The 20,824-nt window shown below is 68.1% G+C and carries 18 protein-coding genes; 10 read left to right on the forward strand and 8 right to left on the reverse strand.

What is annotated here, in order from left to right; genetic code table 11:
- Positions 1–9: 9 nt before the first annotated feature.
- Positions 10–1,563 carry an MFS transporter gene (locus JHC79_RS07330; protein WP_296389497.1) on the reverse strand — a complete coding sequence of 518 codons (1,554 nt, stop codon included), beginning with the start codon at positions 1,561–1,563 and terminating at the stop codon, positions 10–12.
- A gap of 91 nt (positions 1,564–1,654) precedes the next feature.
- On the opposite strand from JHC79_RS07330, the gene JHC79_RS07335 reads away from it, so the two are divergent.
- Positions 1,655–2,287: a TetR/AcrR family transcriptional regulator gene (locus JHC79_RS07335; protein ID WP_296389498.1), complete on the forward strand. Its 633-nt coding sequence runs from the start codon at positions 1,655–1,657 to the stop codon at positions 2,285–2,287.
- Here the strand turns inward: JHC79_RS07335 and rfbB are convergent.
- On the reverse strand, positions 2,284–3,288 hold the full coding sequence (gene rfbB, locus JHC79_RS07340; RefSeq protein ID WP_296389499.1) for a dTDP-glucose 4,6-dehydratase: 1,005 nt from the start codon (positions 3,286–3,288) through the stop codon (positions 2,284–2,286). The two genes, JHC79_RS07335 and rfbB, sit on opposite strands and share 4 nt — an antisense overlap.
- Before the next feature lie 104 nt (positions 3,289–3,392).
- Between rfbB and rfbA the strand changes: the two genes are divergently transcribed.
- Positions 3,393–4,262, forward strand: coding sequence for a glucose-1-phosphate thymidylyltransferase RfbA (gene rfbA, locus JHC79_RS07345; RefSeq protein WP_296389500.1), 870 nt, complete (start codon positions 3,393–3,395; stop codon positions 4,260–4,262).
- A 2-nt stretch (positions 4,263–4,264) separates the two neighbouring features.
- A complete protein-coding gene (gene rfbC / locus JHC79_RS07350; RefSeq protein WP_296389501.1) occupies positions 4,265–4,891 on the forward strand; it encodes a dTDP-4-dehydrorhamnose 3,5-epimerase in 627 nt (208 codons plus the stop codon).
- A gap of 64 nt (positions 4,892–4,955) precedes the next feature.
- On the opposite strand, the gene JHC79_RS07355 is transcribed toward rfbC, so the two are convergent.
- Entirely contained in the window at positions 4,956–5,381 is a 426-nt protein-coding gene (locus JHC79_RS07355; RefSeq protein ID WP_296389502.1) for a PPOX class F420-dependent oxidoreductase, read from the reverse strand.
- A 67-nt stretch (positions 5,382–5,448) separates the two neighbouring features.
- Here JHC79_RS07355 and JHC79_RS07360 point away from each other — a divergent pair, with 67 nt between their 5' ends.
- Complete coding sequence (locus JHC79_RS07360) at positions 5,449–5,925, forward strand: DUF5709 domain-containing protein (RefSeq protein WP_296389503.1); 477 nt, start codon at positions 5,449–5,451, stop codon at positions 5,923–5,925.
- A 15-nt stretch (positions 5,926–5,940) separates the two neighbouring features.
- Here the strand turns inward: JHC79_RS07360 and JHC79_RS07365 are convergent, their stop codons facing one another.
- Entirely contained in the window at positions 5,941–7,317 is a 1,377-nt protein-coding gene (locus tag JHC79_RS07365; RefSeq protein WP_296389504.1) for a M1 family metallopeptidase, read from the reverse strand.
- Positions 7,318–7,486: 169 nt separating this feature from the next.
- Between JHC79_RS07365 and JHC79_RS07370 the strand changes: the two genes are divergently transcribed.
- A complete protein-coding gene (locus JHC79_RS07370; protein WP_296389505.1) occupies positions 7,487–7,909 on the forward strand; it encodes a DoxX family protein in 423 nt (140 codons plus the stop codon).
- Between the two features lie 2 nt (positions 7,910–7,911).
- Here the strand turns inward: JHC79_RS07370 and JHC79_RS07375 are convergent, their stop codons facing one another.
- On the reverse strand, positions 7,912–11,838 hold the full coding sequence (locus JHC79_RS07375; RefSeq protein WP_296389506.1) for a Pls/PosA family non-ribosomal peptide synthetase: 3,927 nt from the start codon (positions 11,836–11,838) through the stop codon (positions 7,912–7,914).
- 247 nt (positions 11,839–12,085) lie between these two features.
- Between JHC79_RS07375 and JHC79_RS07380 the strand changes: the two genes are divergently transcribed.
- Complete coding sequence (locus JHC79_RS07380) at positions 12,086–13,069, forward strand: alpha/beta hydrolase (RefSeq protein WP_296389507.1); 984 nt, start codon at positions 12,086–12,088, stop codon at positions 13,067–13,069.
- A gap of 6 nt (positions 13,070–13,075) precedes the next feature.
- On the opposite strand, the gene JHC79_RS07385 is transcribed toward JHC79_RS07380, so the two are convergent.
- Positions 13,076–13,252, reverse strand: coding sequence for a DUF2256 domain-containing protein (locus tag JHC79_RS07385; protein ID WP_296389508.1), 177 nt, complete (start codon positions 13,250–13,252; stop codon positions 13,076–13,078).
- Between the two features lie 86 nt (positions 13,253–13,338).
- Here JHC79_RS07385 and JHC79_RS07390 point away from each other — a divergent pair, with 86 nt between their 5' ends.
- Positions 13,339–14,523, forward strand: a complete 1,185-nt coding sequence (locus tag JHC79_RS07390) for an acyl-CoA dehydrogenase family protein (RefSeq protein WP_296389509.1) — start codon at positions 13,339–13,341, stop codon at positions 14,521–14,523.
- Positions 14,524–14,559: 36 nt separating this feature from the next.
- Positions 14,560–14,898, forward strand: a complete 339-nt coding sequence (locus JHC79_RS07395) for a hypothetical protein (RefSeq protein WP_296389510.1) — start codon at positions 14,560–14,562, stop codon at positions 14,896–14,898.
- Between the two features lie 90 nt (positions 14,899–14,988).
- Here the strand turns inward: JHC79_RS07395 and JHC79_RS07400 are convergent, their stop codons facing one another.
- Positions 14,989–16,008 carry an aldo/keto reductase gene (locus tag JHC79_RS07400; RefSeq protein ID WP_296389511.1) on the reverse strand — a complete coding sequence of 340 codons (1,020 nt, stop codon included), beginning with the start codon at positions 16,006–16,008 and terminating at the stop codon, positions 14,989–14,991.
- A gap of 132 nt (positions 16,009–16,140) precedes the next feature.
- Here JHC79_RS07400 and JHC79_RS07405 point away from each other — a divergent pair, with 132 nt between their 5' ends.
- Together JHC79_RS07405 and JHC79_RS07410 are read left to right on the forward strand one after the other, a co-directional pair.
- Positions 16,141–16,731 (forward strand): TetR/AcrR family transcriptional regulator, encoded by a 591-nt coding sequence (locus JHC79_RS07405; RefSeq protein ID WP_296389512.1) that lies wholly within the window; start codon positions 16,141–16,143, stop codon positions 16,729–16,731.
- A gap of 129 nt (positions 16,732–16,860) precedes the next feature.
- Positions 16,861–18,603, forward strand: coding sequence for a TIGR03767 family metallophosphoesterase (locus JHC79_RS07410; RefSeq protein ID WP_296389513.1), 1,743 nt, complete (start codon positions 16,861–16,863; stop codon positions 18,601–18,603).
- 72 nt (positions 18,604–18,675) lie between these two features.
- Here JHC79_RS07410 and JHC79_RS07415 read toward each other — a convergent pair whose 3' ends face one another.
- Positions 18,676–20,583, reverse strand: a complete 1,908-nt coding sequence (locus JHC79_RS07415) for an ABC transporter ATP-binding protein (RefSeq protein WP_296389514.1) — start codon at positions 20,581–20,583, stop codon at positions 18,676–18,678.
- Positions 20,584–20,824: the final 241 nt, after the last annotated feature.

The raw sequence follows: 20,824 nt of genomic DNA on the forward strand, positions 1-20,824 counted from the left end.
CCGCGCCGGTCACGAATCGGCGGTGGTCAGGTCCTCGTCCGCCTTCTGCTCGGCCTCGACGCGGTTGGCGTGAAAGTCCTTCGACCGGATCAGGAACGCGGTCGAGATCGCGGCGACCGCCGCGATACACGCCGCGATCAGCAGGATGAGGTCGAGGGCGTCGGCGTACCCCCGACCCGCACTCGCGGTGACCATCTCGCGTAGCTGGGCCGGTACCGACGAGATGACCTGAGCAGCACCACCGTTGGCGACGGCGTCACCGATCTCGCGCCCCTTGTCGGCGATGGGGGTGCCGGCCAGCGAGTCGGAGATGTTGTTGCTCAACCGCGATGACAGCAGGCTGCCCAGAAGCGCAACACCGGTGGCGATGCCGATCTGACGGAACGTCGAGTTCATGCCCGAGGCCATACCCGCGCGGGACTGCTCGACGACGCCCACCGCGGTGGATGCCAGCGGGACGTTGATCAGGCCGGTCCCGATGCCGGCGACGATGAATCCCGGGATGAACTGCGTCCAGCCGCCGGTCGGGTCGGTGCCGCGCATCAGCAGCAGACCGGCGCCGACGAGGACGAATCCCGGTGTGATCAGCCAGCGGGCGGGGATCTTGTCGGACAGGCGCCCGGCCACCGCCGCGGCGACGAAGACGAGTCCGGAGAACGGCAGGAAGTACAGACCGGCCTGCAGCGCGGAGTAGCCCATCGTGTTCTGCAGGTAGATGACGATGTAGGTCAGCAGCGAGAACATCGATGCCGAGATGGCCCAGGCGGCGATGAGTCCGCCGGTGAAGGTGGGCACGCGGAACAGTGACCCGTCGACCATCGGCTGGTCGGACATTCTCTCGACCACGACGAACGCGGTCAGCAGCACGGCGGCGGCGATGAGCGAGCCGGCCACCTCGAGCGAACCCCAGCCGTCGGCGTGGCTGCGGATGAGGCCGAAGACCAGGAACGCGAGTGCCGCGCTGAACGTGACGCAGCCGAGCCAGTCGATGCGGTGCGCTCCGGGGGCTTTCGATTCGTCGACGCCGATGACGGTCATCACCAGCGCGAAGATGCCGACCGGGATGTTGACGAAAAAGATCCAGTGCCACGACAGCCCGCTGGTCAGGATGCCACCGAGGACCGGTCCGACCGCGACCGAGACGCCGGTGACGGCACCGAAGACGCCGAACGCGACACCTCGCTCGCGGGGGGCGAAGGCCTGTGCGAGCAACGCCAGCGACGTCGCGAACATGATGGCCCCGCCGACGCCCTGGGCGACGCGGGAGATGACCAGCGTCATGATGTTGGGGGCCAGGCCGCAGGCCAGCGACCCGACCGTGAACACCACGATGCCGGTCGCGAAGACCTTCTTGCGGCCGACGATGTCGGCGATCGTGCCCGAGGTGAGAAGCAGCGCCGCCAGTGCGAGCGCGTAGGCGTCGATCACCCACTGCAGGTCGGAGAGATCGGATCCGAGGTCGGTCTGGATGTCGGGAAGCGCGACGTTCACGATCGTCACGTCGAGCAGGAGCATGAACACGCCGGTGCAAACGGCGGTCAGGGTGAGCCACTTGCGGGCCATGGTGCCTCCAGGTTGAGTGCGGACTCAGAAAATCGTTGCACATTCTGAGTGAACACTCAACAATTGACATCTCTTGGGTAGTGTGGCTTCCATGGCACGACGCGGAAGGCCCCCGGCGATCGGACGCGACGAGCTGTTGTCGTCCGCTCTCGCGGTGCTCCGCGAGCGGGGTGTCGCACGGCTGACCACGCGTGAGGTCGCTTCTCGCGCAAACGTTTCCGAGGGGTCGATCTTCTACCATTTCGGTGACCGGCAGGCCCTGCTCACCGCGGTGTTCCACGAGGCGTTGCGCCCGCTGTTCGCCTTCAATAACGACATGGATCCGACCCTGGTCCGCACGCTGTCCGACGTCCGGGCGGTACTCGAGCAGTACGTCGGTGCGGTGCACACGTTCCTCGACGACGGTCTCGACGTCCTGGTCGCGGCGCACGGCGACGGCGGTCTGCGCGACGAGGTGGGTGCGGTGGTCGCCGCCAACGATTTCGGTCCACATCGTGGTGTCGCTGCCATGGGCGCGTACTTCGGCGCCCTCCGTGAGGCGGGACTGATCGCAGCCGACGTGGACACCGACGCCGCGGCCTACCTGATGGTCAGTGCGACGTTCCTGCGGTCGGCGCAGCCCAAGCTCTTCGGCCACTCGAAGGCGATCCCGCCGATGACCGACGTGATCGACGTCGTGCTGCGGATGTTGGGGGCCGACGCGAAGGCCTCCGGTTCGGTCTAGCCGAGAACCTTCTCGGTGCGCGCATAACCGCGTTCGACACCGTCCTTGACCGGACGCCACCACTGTTCGTTCTCGCGGTACCAGTCGACGGTCGCCTCGAGTCCGGCGCGGAAATCGGTGTACCGCGGCGACCACCCCAACTCCGTGCGCAGACGGGTGGAGTCGATGGCGTAGCGCATGTCGTGTCCGGGCCGATCGGTGACGAGATCGTATGCGTCGGTGGGCTCGCCGAGTATCTCCAGGATGGTCTCCACGACCGTTCGGTTGTCGGTCTCGCCGTCGGCGCCGATCAGGTAGGTCTCGCCGACGACGCCGGCGTCGATGACGGTCCACACGGCGTCGTTGTGGTCGTCGACGTGGATCCAGTCGCGGACGTTCGCCCCGGTGCCGTAGAGCCGCGGCCGGGCGCCGGTGAGCACGTTGGTGATCTGGCGCGGGATGAACTTCTCGACGTGCTGATACGGCCCGTAGTTGTTGGAACAGTTGGAGAGGGTGGCGTGGATGCCGAACGACCGGACCCAGGCTCGGACGAGCAGATCGCTGCCCGCCTTGGTGGAGCTGTAGGGACTCGACGGGTTGTAGGGCGTGGTCTCGGTGAACCGGCTGGGGTCGTCGAGGGCGAGGTCGCCGTACACCTCGTCGGTGCTGATGTGGTGCAGGCGGGTTCGGTGTCTCCGCACCGCCTCGAGCAGGGTGTAGGTCCCGACCAGATTGGTCTGGACGAACGCCGACGGGTCGGCCAGGGAGTTGTCGTTGTGCGATTCCGCGGCGAAGTGGATGACGATGTCGGCCTGCGCGACGAGGCGGTCGACGAGGTCGGCGTCGGCGATGTCACCCACGACGATCTCGATGCGGTCGGCGACCGAGTCCAACGTCGACGGGTTGGCGGCGTAGGTGAGCTTGTCCAGGACGGTGATGGCGACATCGGGACGGTTCGCCACCGTGCGGAGGACGAAGTTGGCGCCGATGAACCCGGCGCCCCCCGTGACCAGTGCGTGCATCGCACATCCTTCCGGTTGTCGGTGCGACCGATGCGAGCCTACCGGCCGGCGACCGCAGCTCGCGGGGTTGAGCCGGTCATCCCACCCGGGCATAGTGTGACGCCATGCGGGGAATCATTCTGGCCGGTGGCACCGGGTCGCGTCTGCACCCGATCACCCTCGGGGTGAGCAAGCAGCTGGTCCCGGTCTACGACAAGCCGATGATCTACTACCCGCTGTCCACGCTGATGCTCGCGGGCATCACCGACATCCTGGTCATCACCACACCCGCTGATGCCGACGCGTTTTCACGTCTGTTGGGCAACGGCGAGCAGTTCGGTATCTCGATCACCTATGCGGTGCAGCCGTCCCCCGACGGCCTCGCTCAGGCCTTCGTGCTCGGCGCCGACCACATCGGGAACGAATCGGCCGCACTGGTGTTGGGCGACAACATCTTCTACGGCCCGGGACTGGGCAACCAGCTGATGCGCTTCTCCGATGTCGACGGCGGAGCGGTGTTCGCCTACTGGGTGGCCGACCCCAGTGCATACGGCGTCGTGGACTTCGATGACTCGGGCAAAGCCATTGCGCTGCAGGAGAAACCGGACAACCCGCGGTCGAACTATGCGGTGCCGGGGTTGTACTTCTACGACAACGACGTCGTCGAGATCGCGCGCGGACTCTCGCCGAGCGCACGCGGTGAGTACGAGATCACCGACATCAACAGTGCGTATCTCGACGCCGGGCGCCTGCAGGTGCACGTGCTGCCGCGGGGAACCGCGTGGCTCGACACCGGCACGTTCGACTCGCTGCAGGACGCCGGGAATTTTGTCCGAACGGTCGAACAACGCCAGGGCCTCAAGATCGCCGTGCCGGAGGAGATCGCCTGGCGACGCGGCTACATCGGCGCCGACGAATTACGGGCGCGGGCGGAGAAACTGATGAAGTCCGGGTACGGCAGCTACCTTCTCGACATCCTCGAGCGGGGGCTGTAGACGTGCGCGTTCGTCCGCTGTCGATCGCCGGGGCGTGGGAGTTCACGCCGGTCCAGCGCCCCGATCCGCGCGGGGTGTTCCTCGAGGCGTTCAAGGCTCCGGTCCTCGGTGATCTGGTCGGACACGAGTTCTCCCTCGCCCAGGTCAACATCTCGGTGTCGGCGGCCGGCGTGCTGCGGGGTGTCCACTTCGCCGACACCCCGCCGGGGCAGGCGAAATACGTGACCTGTTCGCGCGGCGCCGTTCTCGACGTGGTCGTCGACATCCGCGTCGGGTCAACGACCTTCGGGAAGTGGGACAGCGTCGTGCTCGACGATGTCGATCGTCGTGCGGTCTACCTCTCCGAGGGGCTCGGTCACGCGTTCCTGTCGCTGGCCGACGACTCCACCGTCGCGTACTTCTGCTCCACCGGATACAACCCGGCCGGCGAACACGGCATCCACCCGCTCGACCCGGCCATCGGCATCGACTGGCCTGTCGTCGGCCGCGACGGGAGCCCGCTCGAGGTGTCGTTGTCGGACAAGGACACCGTTGCCCCGACGCTGGAGCAGGCCGCTGCGACCGGTCTGCTGCCGCACCTCGACGACGTCGACCGCTATCTGCGGGGCCTCGCCGCACGCGACGCCTGACCGCATTCGCCCACTCGGCGTCCGCATCCGCCCAGTCGGCGTCCGCATCCGCCCAGTCGACGGGTCAGCGGGCCTGTCCGTAGAGGTGGTCGACGTGCAGGCGCAGGACCAGACGACGGTCGGCGATCATCGCGCGACGGTAGTCGTCCCAGTCGTCGTGTTCGCCGCCGATGGCGCGGTAGAGGTCGATCAGCTCCGCGACCGCGTCGTCGTCGGGTGCCGCCGCCACGGCACTGAGCTCGACGGCCCCGTCGGCGACCGCGTACGACCACCCGTCGGGACTGCTGACGTGCAGTGCCGCGCGAGGGTCGCGCCGGAGGTTGGCGGTCTTGGCGCGTCCGTCGGTGATCGACACCCGCAGCAGTCTCGCCGCCTCGTCGTACGCGTAGTTCACCGTCGACAGCTGCGGGCGGCCGTCGCGGCGGATCGTCGCGAGGACACCCTGGTCGTGTGCGGTGATGAGGTCGAGCAGTGCCGATGAGGTCGCCATGAGTCGACTATCGCCCCCGGCCCCGCCGCAGGCAACCGCCCGTGATGCGCATGGTTAGGGTGGAGAGATGAGTGATGACGTCGACAGCACACCCGAAGGTTCGGACGGCGAGTACAGCCTCGACTCCGACGACCAGCTCCAGCCTGGGGACACGCTCGACGATCGAGGGGTCGAGGACATCCTCGACGAGGGCTACTCCCCGCCGGAGAAGCCCAGCAAGGCAATGCGTTACGGCGTGACGGCCGAGGACCAGCGCGAGGGCGAGTCGCTCGACGAACACCTCGCCGAGGAGGAGCCGGATCCGGCCGCGCAGATCAACCTGCACGACGACCCGCCCGCGCCCGATCCCGACGGTGTCCCCGACGACATCGACGAGTACGACAACGAGGTCGGCGACGAGCGGTCCGGTCGGTTGCTCGCACCCGACGAGGGCGTCGACGCGCATCTGTCGAGCCAGGAGACGGCCGAGGACGTCGGATTCGACGGGGCGGCGGCATCGGCCGAAGAGGCCGCCGTGCACGTCGTACCCGACGAGCGCGCCTGAGCCCAGAGGACTCGCTCAGCCGTCCTCGGGGAAGGGTGGCAGTGGCTTCTCGTGGAGCCACTGCTGCCAGAGGCGGTTGAGCGATCCCTCGCTGTGGCGCGCGGCGAGTGCGGTGAAGTCGTCGGTCGACACCGAGCTGTAGCGGTACTCGCGCGTCCACTCCTTCAGCAGGTCGAAGAACTCGTCGTCACCGACGCTGACCCGGAGCGCGTGCAGCGTGAGCGCGCCGCGCTTGTAGACCCGGTCGTCGAACATCGAGTCCGGACCCGGATCACCGATCTCGAGATCCTGGCGCGCGCCGGACAACTGGCGGTGGTGGTACCGGGCCAACGAGTCCGCGGACTGTCCGCCGGAATGCTCCGACCACAACCATTCGCTGTAGCAGGCGAATCCTTCGTGCAGCCAGATGTCGGACCACCGTGCCAGCGTGAGCGAGTTGCCGAACCACTGGTGGGCCAACTCGTGGGCGACGAGACGCTCGGAGCGTCCGGTGCCGTCGCAGTGGTTGGCCCCGAACGTCGACAACCCCTGCGCCTCGATGGGGATCTCGAGGTTGTCGTCGGTGACGACCACGGTGTATTCCGGGAACGGATAGGGGCCGAACATCTCGCCGAACGCCGACACCATGTCCTTCTGGCGCGCGAAGTCTGACGCGAAGTTGTTCTTGAGTCGTTCGGGGAGAACGGCTTTGATCTTCACCGGCCGGGTCGAGAGCGTCGTCTGCACGTACGGACCGATCTGGATCGTCGCCAGATAGGTGGCCATCGGCTCGACCTGCTCGTAGATCCACGTCGTCGAGCCGGCCTTGGTGCGCTTGCGCTGCAGCGTCCCGTTGGCCACCGCGAGGTACGGCGACTCGGTGGTGATCGCGATGCGATAGCTCGCCTTGGAACTCGGGTGATCGTCGCAGGGGAACCACGACGCGGCGCCGTTGGGCTGGCTGGCGCACAGGGCGCCCTCGGTCAGCTCCTCCCATCCGACCTCGCCCCACGGTCCGCGGATCGGCTTCGGTGAGCCGGAGTACTTGACCACGACGGTCATCGCCCCGCCCGGCGGCAGCGAGTCGGCCGGGGTGACCGACAGCTTGTTGGTGCGCTGGCTGTAGCGGGAGGCCCGCTTGCCGTTGACCGACACCCGCGACACCGACAGCGACGTCGCCAGGTCGAGACTGAACCGGCCCAGGGTGTTGATCGCGGTGGCGGTGATCGTCGCCGTACCCGCCAGTCGGTTGCTGGCCACCTTGTACTCGAGGTCGAGCTCGTAGCGGCTCACGCGATAGCCGAGGTTGCCGTTCTTCGGGAGGTACGGATCGAGACCGTCGTCGGGGTCGCCGAGCAGAGGACCCGTCCCGCCGCCGGAGTCACGTGCACCCTTGCCAGTACTACTCGGCACCCATCCTCCAGTCGCGCACGTCATCTCGTCGGTTCGGTTGTGGTGGTACGAGGTTACCCGCCGCACCGCGGGCCCGCGGATCGGCCGGGTTCGGTGTGACCCGGCGGCGCAGCCGGTAGCGTTCGAGCGGACCGGACATGTCGGGCGCAGTCGTCGGGAAGGACGCCTCATGGGTACATCGAGAAGTTTCACGTCGTTGGTGGCGCGGGTGATCCTCGGATTCATCTTCATCATGCACGGATGGCAGAAGCTGCACACCAACGGTATCGACAAGACCGAGGCGGGTTTTCGCGCCATGGACGTGCCGTTCCCCGAGTTCAGTGCCCACTACGCCACGTGGGTGGAGTTCGTCGGCGGCATCCTGCTGATCGTGGGCATCCTGACGCCGCTGGTGTCGATCCTGCTCATCATCGACATGATCGGTGCGATCGTCACCGTCCACGCCGACAAGGGGTTCTGGAACTTCGACGGGGGCTACGAGTTCCCGCTCGCACTGATCGCGGCGTTGGTCGCCGTGGGCCTGGCCGACACCGGACGCACCGGGGTGGACGGCTTCGTCACCGGCCGACGGCGCAGCAGACGCGAGGTCTGACCTCACGCATCGGTCCGTGTCCAGGGCGCGATCGGGTTGCCCTGCCACCGGGTGTGGTCCGGGACGACGTCGCCGCGCATGACCAGTGACGCCGGCCCGACGGTCGCCGACTCACCGAGCCCGGCCGCCGGGAGCGCGACGCAGTGCGGTCCGAGGGTGGCGCCCACGCCGAGGGTGACCCGGTCCATGGCCATCACCCGGTCGTGGAACAGGTGGGTCTGCACCACGCACCCGCGCTGCACGGTGGCGCCGTCGCCCAGCGTCACGAGGTCGGCTTCCGGGAGCCAGTAGGTCTCGCACCAGACGCCCTTGCCGATGCGCGCACCGAGCAACCGCAGCCAGACGTTCAGGATGGGTGTGCCGGTCGCGGCGTTGGCGAACCACGGTGCGGCGACGGTCTCGACGAACGCATCCGACAGTTCGTTGCGCCAGATGAACGAACTCCACAGCGGGTGTTCGCCCACCTCGATCCGGCCCACGACCAGCCACTTCGCCGCCGCGGCCACACAGCAGGCGATGGCGCCCGCCACCAGCAGGATCAGCCCGCTCACCAACGCCGCCACCCAGTACTGGGAGCGCGAGGCGATGTACTGCAGCCCGATCAGCACGAACAGGCCCAGGCCGAAGGTGATCATCACCGGGATCAGTCGCATCGTCTCGACGATCGCGCGCGCGACCTTCAGCTTGCGCGGCGGGTCGAACGTGCGGCTGGTGTCGGAGTTGGCGGCGGTACGTCGCAGACGCACCGGGGGACTGCCCAGCCAGCTCGAGCCGGCCTTGGCCTTGCTCGGCGTGGCCGAGAGGACGGCGACGAGGCTGTTCTTCGGGACCTTGCGGCCGGGACCGGTCATGCCCGAGTTGCCGAGGAACGCGCGCTTGCCGATCTTCGCCTCGTCGATGTGCATCCAGCCGCCGCCGAGTTCGTAGGAGCCGACCATGGTGTCGTCGGCGAGAAACGCGCCGTCACCCACGGAGGTGAACTTCGGGATCACGAGCGCGGTGCTGATCTCGGTGCCCTTGCCGATGTCGGCGCCGAGCAGTCGGAACCACCCCGGGGTCAGCAGGCTCGCGTAGAGCGGGAACAGGAAGGTGCGTGCGGAGTCCATCAGTCGCTCGGTCGCCCAGATCTGCCAGCCCACGCGGGATCGGACCGGGTGGTAGCCCTGGACCATCCCCACCGAGAGCAGTCGGACGCCGATCGCGGTGATGGCGGCGAACACGAGCAGTGCGGTCACCGTCGCGGCGGGCAGCAGGGCCAGTGAGCGCAGGGCCACCGATCGGAGTCGGTCGGCGTCGGCGGCCCACGACCCGATCACGGCCAGTCCGGCGGCCAGCGACACCAGCGGGATCCCGGCGAGCGCGATGGAGGTGATGCCGTAGATCGGTACCCACCGGCTGCGGCGCGGGGGCCGCTCGGCGGGCCACGGGGTGGTCGCCTTCCCGGTCTTGACCGCCGGGGAGCCGGCCCAGTGCTGGCGAGCCTTGACCCGTCCCATGACCGCCGAACCCGGGGCCACGACGGCGTCACGGCCGACGCGGGCGCCGGGCAGCAGCGTCGATCGGGCACCGATGGTGGCGCGCTCGGCGATCTCGATGTCACCGATGTGGACGACGTCGCCGTCGATCCACCACCCGGCGAGGTCCACCTCGGGTTCCACCGAGCACTGATCGCCCAGCGAGATCATCCCGGTGACCGGCGGCAACGTGTGCAGGTCGACGCCGTGGCCGATGTCGGCGCCCAGGGAGCGCGCGAAGTAGATCATCCAGGGCGCGCCCGCGAGGTTGGCGGCGCCACTGGCCTCGGTCAGACGTTCGGCCAACCACAGCCGCAGGTGCACCGAGCCGCCGCGCGGGTAGCTGCCCGGGGTCAGGCCGCCGAGAAGTGTCCGACACCCCACCGCCGCGATGACCATGCGCCCGGGCGGGGTGATGAAGACGATGAACGCTGCCAGCAGGATCCACCAGTTGACCGTGATGAGCCACGGGGCGTCGGAGAACGTGGCGGCGATGTTGTTGGCGACCCCGAGCCAGGTCGCCCACTGCAGTCCGGTCAGAGTCGTCAGCGGCACCGACAACGCCACCTGGATCAGGCCCGTGACGCGCGGCGTCGGGGCCACCTCGCGGGGTTCGGCGGTGATGCCCGGGTTGAGGTCGTCGAGCATCTGCGCCAACGACCCCAGTCGGGGGTGGTCGTAGAGATCGGCGACGGTCACCTCGGGGTAGCGCTCCCGCAGGCCGGTCACCAGCTGTGCCGCGCCGAGCGAACTGCCGCCCTCGCTGAAGAAGTCGGCGTCGGGGTCGACGATGGTCACCCCGAGCACCGCGGTCCACTTGTCGGCCACCCACTGCTCGGTGGCCCCGAGGTCGCTCGGTTCGCCGTCGCCTGCGGAACCCGGGAGCGGCCACGGCAGCGCGTTGCGATCGACCTTGCCCGACACCTTGGCCGGCAGCTCGTCGACGAGCGCGAGACGCGGGACGAGCGCGGCGGGAAGCTGCGCGACGAGCGCGGCGTGGGCGGCGGCGATGTCGAACGCGGGGTCGGTGGAAACGAGGTATCCGACGAGCACCGAGTTGCCGGCCGCGGTCTTGCGCACCGCGGCCGCGGCCCCGCCCACATGGGGAAGGTTCTGCAGCGCGGTGTCGATCTCGCCGAGTTCGATGCGTCGGCCACCGACCTTGACCTGGTCGTCGGCACGGCCCGCGAACACGAGCCCCGCCGCGTCGAGGCGGACGAGGTCTCCGCTGCGGTAGGCGCGGTCCCAGCCGAGAGTCGGCATGGGGGAGTACTTCTCGGCGTCCTTGGCCGGGTCGAGGTAGCGGGCCAGTCCGACGCCGCCGATCACGAGCTCGCCGGTCTCCCCCTCGGCGACGGGGTTGCCCGCGGGATCGACGACGGCCAGGTCCCACCCCTTGAGGGGCAGGCCGATGCGCACCGGGGACTCACCGGTCAGCAACGCCGCGCACGCGACGACGGTGGCCTCGGTCGGGCCGTAGGTGTTCCACACCTCGCGGCCGGGCACCGAGAGGCGTTCACCGAGTTCGGGTGGGCAGGCCTCGCCACCGAAGATCAGCAGCCGCACCGCCTCGAGCGCCTCGGCCGGCCACAACGACGCGAGCGTCGGGACCGTGGAGACCACGGTGATGTCACGCGAGACCAACCACGGACCGAGGTCCATCCCGCTGCGGACGAGTGCCCGCGGCGCCGGCACCAGGCAGCCACCGTGGCGCCAGGCGAGCCACATCTCCTCACACGAGGCGTCGAAGGCGACCGACAACCCGGCCAGCACCCGGTCGCCGGGGCCGATCGGCTCGTCGAGCAGGAACAGGTCGGCCTCGGCGTCGACGAACGCCGCGGCGTTGCGATGGGTGACCGCCACGCCCTTGGGCGTGCCGGTGGACCCGGAGGTGAAGATGATCCACGCGTCGTCGTCGGGGGTGGGGGTCTGTTCGGTGTCGACCGTGACGTCGCGGTCGCGGACCGCCGGCGTGCGGTGCAGTCCGGTCGCGTCGATGACGGCGGCGACCTGCGCCTCGCCGAACACCAGATCGGCGCGCTCGTCGGGGTCGTCCACATCAACCGGGACGTAGGCCGCGCCCGCGCAGAGCACCGAGAGGATCGCGAGATAGAGCTCGCGGGATCCCGACGGCATCCGGATGCCGACCCGGTCGCCGCGCCCGATCTTCTGACCGGTCAGCCACCGGCCGCCCTCGAGCACCGCCTCGGACAGCTCGGAGTAACTCAACGCCACGTCACCGTCGTCGATCGCCGGTGCCTGCGGGTACCTCTGCGCGGTCTCGGCGAGGATGTCGATGAGCGTTCGCGGCGCGCCTGCCTGCGACGACAGAAGGAACTGCGGGGGAATCGGGGTGGTCACCGATGTCCTTTCTCCGCGCGGTTCGACGGCGGACGAGAAGCGATCATGGCGCATTTGAACGGTGTCAGTGTTGCAGCTCTCGACGGTGCACAGGTGGTGAGGTCGCCCACCGGAGACGTGCTTCGGATGGAGCAAAACCCGGATCGGGGGTGAGACTGTGAAGTAAGTTTCGTTTACATTCGATGTAGGTCCATCAACCAATGGCGCATTTCACGGCCAGGACCTGCCGTCCGACATGGCACGCACCGACAAGAACCGGCGGGCGATCCAGAGTCGACAGACACACCGGAGGAGGTTTTCGATGCCGGTGATCACGCACACCCGCCCGAGCCGTGGATCGCGACCGATGTGGTTCGGTTCCCGACTGTTCATCAGGCCGATACTCAAGGTTTGGCCGCTGTCCCCGTCCGGGATGAAGTTGCTGTACCTCGTGGACCGTGCCGCGTCCCGTGGACCCAAGCCGCGCGGGGTCGTCCTCGAGCAGATCGAGCTCGCGGGTCGACCGGTGGAGCTCATTGTCCCCGCGGGGCCGAGTCGTCGCGACAGCGACACCGCCGTCCTGTATCTCCACGGTGGTGCGTTCATCACCTGCGGCCTCGCGACGCACCGGCTCGTGGCCGCGCGGATGTCGCGCGGCACCGGTCTCCCGGTGTTCTCTCAGGCCTACCGCCAGCTGCCCGAGGCGGGTGTGGGCACGTCGGTCCACGACGCGTACTACGCCTACCGCGAGCTGCTCCTCGAGCGCGGCTACCGTCACGTCGTGGTCGCCGGCGACTCGGCGGGCGGATTCCTCGCCGCCAAGATCACCGAGTACGCGCTGCGCGACGATCTGACCCCGCCGACGGCCTACGTCGGGTTCTCGCCTCTGCTGGATCTCGACCTCGCCGCCAACCCGGATCGCAGCAGCCGGAGCGACGCCTACCTGCCGATGTCGAAGATGGCCGAGCTCGCGCCGCTGTTCGACCAGGGGCCGATCGAGTTGAACGGCGTCCGTCGCATCGCCGAGCTGCCGGCGAACATCTTTCCGCCCGCCCTGTTCACCAGCGCGCAGGACGAGATGCTCGAGCCCGACATCATCGAGCTGGTCGAATCCATCGACGCCCACGGCGGCACCGCGGTCGCGCACAGCTTCGCCTGGCAGATCCACGCGTTCCCCGCGATCTCGGGCAAGCATCCCGAGACGCTCGAGGCGATCGCGTTGGCCAGTCAGTTCGTGACGTCGGCGCTGCAGGCGGCCAAGGATGCCGATCTCGACGCCGAGGAGATGCACGGGAAGACCGGCTGAGACAGGTCAGCCGCGCTCGGAGGCTCGTCGGATGCGACGGGCCTCGGAGCGGCACTTCTGTGAGCAGTAGCGGACCTCGTCCCACTGGCCGCGTCCGCTCCAGCGTTTGCGGTTGGTGAAGGGCCGTCCGCACACCTCACAGGCCTTGGATTCGCGATCGCCGGGGTTCGATTGTCGGTTCACCGTCTCCATCGTCCTCCTCCCTCGCCGGGGATAGTGTGGGGAACGCGGCGCGACACATCTGTCGCACGAGTGAAGGAGTCACGCACATGGCCAGCCAATCGGTGTCCGAACTGTTCGCTCTCGACGGTCTGCTCGACGGCGAGGAACGCGAGATCCGCGACACCGTGCGCAAATTCGGTGACGAGCGCCTGCGTCCGCAGGTCTCCGAGTGGTTCGAGGACGCGAACTTCCCGGTCCGCGAACTGGCGCCCGAGCTCGGTGCGCTCGGACTGTTCGGCATGCATCTGGAGGGCTACGGGTGCGCGGGAACGTCGGCCACCACCTATGGCCTGGCGTGCCTGGAACTCGAGGCCGTCGACAGCGGCCTGCGCAGCTTCGTCTCCGTGCAGGGATCGCTGGCGATGTTCGCCATCCACGCTTTCGGCAGCGAGGACCACAAGAACGAGTGGCTGCCGAAGATGGCGGCGGGTGAGGCCATCGGTTGCTTCGGGCTGACCGAGGCCGACTACGGTTCCAACCCCGGTGGGATGCGGACCGGCGCCAAGCGCGACGGCGACGACTGGGTGCTCAACGGGTCGAAGATGTGGATCACCAACGGATCGGTCGCCGACGTCGCCGTGGTCTGGGCGCGCACCGACCTCGACGAGGGTGCTCGCGGCATCCGTGGCTTCGTCATCCCCACCGACACCCCCGGTTTCAGTGCCCCGGAGATCAAGCGGAAGTTGTCGCTGCGTGCGTCGGTCACCTCCGAGCTCGTCCTCGAGGACGTCCGGCTGCCCGAGTCGGCGATGCTGCCCGGCGTGCAGGGACTCAAGGGCCCGCTGAGCTGCCTCAACGAGGCCCGGTTCGGCATCGTGTTCGGCTCACTCGGCGCCGCGCGGGACTGCCTGGAGACCGCGATCGCCTACGCCGCCGAGCGGGAGGTGTTCGACAAGCCGCTCTCGGGCTACCAGCTCACCCAGGCCAAGCTCGCCGACATGGCGCTCGAACTGGGTAAGGGGCAGCTGTTGGCCCTGCACCTGGGCCGGATCAAGGACGCCGGCTCACTGCGCCCCGAGCAGATCAGCCTGGGCAAGCTGAACAACGTGCGCGAGTCGATCCAGATCGCGCGGGAGTGCCGGACGATCCTCGGTGCCAACGGCATCACGCTGGACTACCCGGTGATCCGGCACATCAACAACCTGGAGTCGGTGCTCACCTACGAGGGCACCAGCGAGATGCACCAGCTGACCGTCGGCAAGGCGCTGACCGGTCGCGACGCCTTCCGCTGAGCATCGGACAAAACGGCATTCGTTAAGCTGGCGCCCATGGAGCAGGGCATGCGCACGTTCTCGAAGATCCTGACCCTGATCGGGTCGATCATCCTGATCGGCTGCGTCGGTTATCTGATGGTCGGCTGGTGGGACGAGAAGCGGTGGGCGTGGCTGGCCATCGGCGTCATCGTCATCGCCGTCAACCTGGGTGTCGTCGTGGTTCGGCTCAAGCCGACGCCCAAGCCGCGCGACTGGACCGTCGACGAGGTGCGAGCGGTTATCGAGCCGATCCACGGCGAGCTCACCCAGATACGCACGCTGCGCCGTGCCGACAAGGGCTTGACGTTGGCCAAGGCCGCCGAACTCGTGGCCCAGGCGCGCATCGCCACCTAGCCCCGTGAACGCGCGTCTCCCGTTCAGACGCGCGCCCACCTCGACGCGCGTCTGAACGGTGGACGCGCGTTCACGCCCGACCCGACGAACTCAGCGCCGTCGCAACGAGGCGTCGAGCAGGGCGGGTGGCGTGTCGAACTTCTCCTCGGGCGCGAGATCGACTCCCGGGGCGACGATCTCGTCGATGGCGTCGAGAATGTCGGCCGACAACTCGGTGTCACCGGCGGCGATCTGGGAGTGCAGATGCTCGAGCGTGCGGGGTCCGATGATCGCGCTCGTCACGCCGGGATGGGCGGTGACGAACCCGAGTGCGAGCTGGATCAGGGTCAGACCGGACTCGTCGGCCAGGGTGACCAGCTTCTCGACGGCCTCGATCTTGGCCTTCGCAGCCGGTGCGTCCGGTCCGAACCGCTGTGGCATCAGCTTCGCGCGGTTGGTCGTGCTCTCCTTGCCCGCTCGGATCGCGCCCGAGAGGAACCCGCCGGCCAGCGGACTCCACGCCAGTACGCCCATGCCGTACTGCTCGGTGACGGGCAGCACGTGTGATTCGATGCCGCGCTGCAGGATCGAGTACGGCGGCTGCTCGGTGACGAACCGGCTCAGGTGGTTGTCCCGTGCGGCCCATTCCGCCTGCACGATGCGGTAGGCGGGGTAGGTCGAAGAGCCGAAGTAGCGGATCTTGCCTGCGCGTTGGAGGTCGGTCAGCGCGGAGAGGGTCTCTTCGTCGCTGGTCCGCGGGTCCCATCGGTGGATCTGGTAGAGATCGACGTGATCGACGTCGAGTCGGCGCAGGCTGTTCTCGAGTTCGGTGACGATCCAGCGGCGCGAGCTGCCCTGGTGGTTGCGCTCGTCGCCCATCGGGTTGAACACCTTCGTGGCCAGCACGATGTCGTCACGGCGGCCGGCGATGGCCTTGCCGACCATCTCCTCGGACTCGCCCTGGCTGTACATGTCGGCGGTGTCGATGAGGTTGATGCCGCCGTCGATCGCGGCGTCGACGATGCCCGTCGCGTCCTCCTGGGTGGTGCGGCCGATGGCACCGAAGTTCATGGCGCCGAGCGCGAGGGTGCTGACCTGGACGCCGGTGCGGCCGAGAGTGCGGTACTTCATGTGGGGTCCTTCTCGTGGTGCGAGTGGATGTGGTGCCAGCGATCTGGCATCCTGACGTCAAGCGGAACAATGTTCCGTTAACCAACATACGGAACCAGGTTCCGTTTGCCAAGGGGTGAGAGGAGTCGGTCGATGACCACCGCCGATCCGCCGCCACCGGCCGCACGTAAACGGGCCGACGCCCGGCGCAACGCCGAGACCCTCCTCGACGCGGCCGCCGCGGCCTTCGTCACCGCAGGCGTGGCGGTGCCGGTCCGCGACATCGCCGCCGCGGCCGGGGTGGGCGTCGGCACCATCTACCGTCACTTCCCCACGCGCGCCGATCTCATCGTGGCCGTCTACCGACACCAGGTCGACGCCTGCGCGCAGGCCGGACCGGTCCTGCTGGCGGAGCGCACCTCGCCGCACGTCGCGCTCGCCTCGTGGATCGACCTGTTCGTCAACTTCCTGGTCACCAAGCACGGGCTCGCCGAGGCGCTGCAGTCCACCGACCCCACCTTCGACACCCTGCACGTCTACTTCCTCGACAGCCTCGTCCCGGTGTGCGCGCAGATCCTCGACGCCGCCGTGCGCGCAGGCGAGATCCGGTCCGACGTGCGGCCACTGGAACTGATGCGGGCGGTGGGCAACCTGTGCATCGGTGCGGGCAGCGATCCGCGGTACGACGCGCGGCGCATGGTCGACGTCCTGATCGCCGGTCTGCGGGTCGCGAAGACATCCTGATCGGTCGTTGCCGATGATGAATAGTTGACGATGTGTGTGGCCAGGGCGCGGTACTGAGGCAAGATTCGTAGCGCACAGTCAGGTGCGGTGACGCAGGCGAGACCGTCTGCACGGCGATGGAGATCCGAGATGACCGAGTTCGACCGTCGGACCCTGTTCAAGGGGGCAGGTGCCCTCGGCGCCGCTGCCGCCGTGGGAGCCGCCACCTCGAAGGCCGCGCCCCTCGCGTACGCCGATCCCGCCGTCGGGTCACGGGCGGTGTCGATCGCCGGGACCACGTTGGAGGTCGTCGGCACACCCGCGTCGACCGGTGTCCGCCAGTACCGCCGCCTCACCGCAGGCGCCGGTTGGCCGCTCATCGTGCGATCCGAGCTCGCGGCCCCCAAGGCGGGTCGGGACGACCGTCGCGTCGGGCTGGCGTCGATCGTGCAGACCACCGACGTACACATCGTCGATGCCGAGAGCCCGGTGCGCGCCGAGTTCATCCACCCACAGAACGGGTCGGCGTTCCGACCGCACGAGAAGCTCGGCGCGGCCGCGACGGTCAACCTGGTCAAGCGGATCAACGACCTGGGGTCGGCGCCGTTCAACGGTCGTGCGTTCGACTGCGTCGTGTCCACCGGCGACAACACCGACAACCATGAGTTCGTCGAGCTCGAATGGTTCCTCACGCTGTTCAGCGGAGGCACGTTGGCGCAGTCCACCGGCGACCCGAACCGCTATGAGGGCGTGCAGGTCTGGGGATCGACGCTCTACTGGCAGCCGGAGTCGTCGGTCAACGACATCTACAAGCAGAAGGGGTTCCCGCAGATCCCCGGGCTGCTGTCGTCGAGCATCACTCCGATCACCAGCCCCGGACTCGACACGCGGTGGTTCAGTGTCTTCGGCAACCACGACGACAGCGTCTCGGGCGTGATCCCCAGCGGGATCGGTTTCATCGACGCGCTCTACACCGGCTCCATCAAGCTCGACATCCCGAAGAACCAGGCCGCGATCGATCGTGTCGCGGCTGCGTACGACACGGCCCCGGCGTCGGCGGCGAAGGTGCTGGCGGAGCAGGTGCAGACCGGCCCGATCCGTCGCATCACCCCCGACGCGCGTCGCGCTCCGTTCACCCCGCGGCAGTACATGGCCGAGCACTTCCGACCGCGCTACACCGGTCCGGGCCCCGTCGGACACGGGTTCGCCTCGCACGCACCGCAATCGGGTATCACGTACTACTCGTTCCAGATCGCACCGGGCGTCGTCGGCATCTCGATGGACACCACCAACCACGCGGGCTTCACCGACGGGTCGATCGGGCAGGTGCAGCTCGACTGGATGGAGAAGCTGATCGTCGCCGGGTCGCGGAAGTACCACGATCGCTCGGGCAAACTCGTCACGCATGAGGCCGACGACACGCTGTTCGTCGCGTTCAGTCATCACACCAGCGACACGATGGAGCTGCCGATCCCCGATCCGGAACACCCGTTCGAGCGGCGCAACACCGGGCCGCAACTGGTCGACTTCTTCCACCGGTTCCCCAACGTCGTGGCCTGGGTCAACGGCCACACCCACGAGAACAAGATCACCCCGCACAAGGGGGCGACCCCGGCGCAGAGCTTCTGGGAGATCAACACCGCGTCACACATCGACTTCCCGCAGAACGCGCGGGTGATCGAGGTGAACGACAACAAAGACGGCACGCTCTCGGTGTTCTGCACGCTGATCGAATCGGCGGCCCCCTACGAGGTCGCCTACTCCGATCACTCGGTCACCGGACTGGGGTCGATGTACCGCGAGTTCTCCTACAACGACACCGGATACGACCCGATACGCCTCGGCACCTCGGTCGATCACAACGTCGAATTGCTGCTCGTCTCACCGACCTGACCGTTCGCGCTCCACTTTCACAGCCGCGCTCCGCTTGCAGGTGGAGCGTGACCGCAGAAGCGGAGCGTGAACTCAGGCGGTGACCGGCGCGTCGGCCACCACCTCGCGCTGGTCGGCGAACTGGGTGCGGTAGAGCTCGGAGTAGCGTCCACCGGCCGCGAGCAGCGTCAGGTGGGTACCGCGTTCGGCGACGCGACCGTCCTCGATGACCAGGATCTCCTGCGCCGCACGGACGGTGGACAGTCGGTGGGCGATGACGATGGACGTCCGCCCCTGGAGCGCCTCGGCGAGGGCTTCCTGCACCGCCGCCTCCGAGGTGGAGTCGAGGTGGGCCGTCGCCTCGTCGAGGATGACGACCGACGGTGCGGCGAGCAGCAGCCGCGCGATGGTCAGCCGCTGACGTTCGCCACCGGACAGTCGGTAGCCGCGCTCGCCGACGACGGTGTCGAGACGGTCGGGCAACGACATCACCAGGTCCTCGAGGCGGGCGCGTCGCAACGCCGCCCAGATGTCGTCCTCGGTGGCCGACGGGTTGGCCAGCAACAGGTTCGAGCGCACGGTCTCGTGGAAGAGGTGTCCGTCCTGGGTGACCAGGCCGATGCTGCGGTGCAGCGAGGCCGATGTGACATCGCGGACGTCCACGCCGTTGACCGACACCGACCCCTCGTCCACGTCGTACAGGCGGGTCGCGAGCTGGGCGATGGTCGACTTACCCGCGCCGGAGCTGCCGACGAGGGCGACCATCGATCCGGCCGCGACCTCGAACGACACGTCGTGGATCACCTCCACGCCGCCGCGGTTGTCGAGCTGCGCGACTTCCTCGAGCGACGCCAACGACACCTTGTCCGCCGACGGGTAGGCGAACCGCACCCCGTCGAAACGCATCGTGACCGGCCCGGGCGGGACCTCGCCGGCGTCGGGCTTGTCGGCGATCAGCGGCACCAGGTCGGTGACCTCGAAGACCCGCTCGAAACTGACCAGGGCGCTCATGATCTCGACCCGCGCGTTGGCCAGCGCGGTCAGTGGCGCGTACATCCGGGTCAGCAGCAGCGCCAGCGACACCACGGCACCGGCGTTGAGGTTGCCGTGCACGGCGAGGTAGCCGCCGAGGCCGTATACCAGCGCCAGCGCGAGTGCCGAGACGAGCGTCAGGGCGGTGACGAAGACCGACTGCAGAACCGCGCGACGCACTCCGATGCTGCGCACATTGGCTGCGCGCGCGGCGAACTCGCGGGACTCCTCGTCGGGTCGGCCGAACAGCTTGACCAGGGTGGCGCCGGGTGCGGAGAACCGCTCGGTCATCTGCGTCGACATCTGCGCGTTGTACTCCGCGGCCTCCCGCGACAGCGCCGCCATCCGGTTGCCCATCCGGCGGGCCGGGATGACGAAGAGCGGCAACAGCACCAGGGCCAGCAGGGTGATCTGCCACGAGATGAACAGCATCACCGTCATGGTCAGGATCAGGGTCACGAAGTTCGACACCACGCCCGAGAGGGTGTCGCTGAATGCGCGCTGCGCCCCGATCACGTCGTTGTTGAGCCGGCTGACCAGCGCTCCGGTGCGGGTGCGCATGAAGAACGCGATCGGCATGGTCTGGACGTGGTCGAAGACCTTGCGCCGCAGATCGAGGATGAGCCCCTCGCCGATGGTGGCCGACAGCCACCGCACCAACAGTCCGACGCCGGCCTCGACGAGGGCGATGATCGCGATGAGCACCGAGAGCCAGACGATCGTCGAGGTCGCCCCGTTCCCGGTGATCTGGTTGACCACCCGACCGGCGAGGATCGGGGTGGCGACGGTGAGGATCGCGGTGACGATGCTGAAGACGAGGAAGATCGCGATCCGCATGCGATGCGGGGCGGCGAAACGTCCGATCCGACGCATGGTCTCGCGGCGCTCGGCACGGGACAGTCGCGACTTCTTCTCCGACCGGCTCATCGTGCGATACAGCGAGTTGTACGCGACGGATTCCATGCTCATGGATTCGAGCGTAAGACATCAAGTTAACTTGAAGTCAACGAAAGAAAGCGCTGTTCGCGGACAGGGGAACCTCCGTGAATCGGGAATATGGTCGCGGAGGAGTCCGGGTGCCACCTTCAGAGCTTCTTCAGCCTCGACGTGTCGGCGCCGATTAGCGTCGCCGACATGGGACATCCGAACGAACCACAGGACAGCGACCGGCAACCGACCGAGAGCTTCACCCGCCCCGCCGACACCGCCC

Source organism: Williamsia sp., assembly GCF_016462415.1.
Classification (GTDB): Bacteria; Actinomycetota; Actinomycetes; order Mycobacteriales; family Mycobacteriaceae; genus Williamsia_A.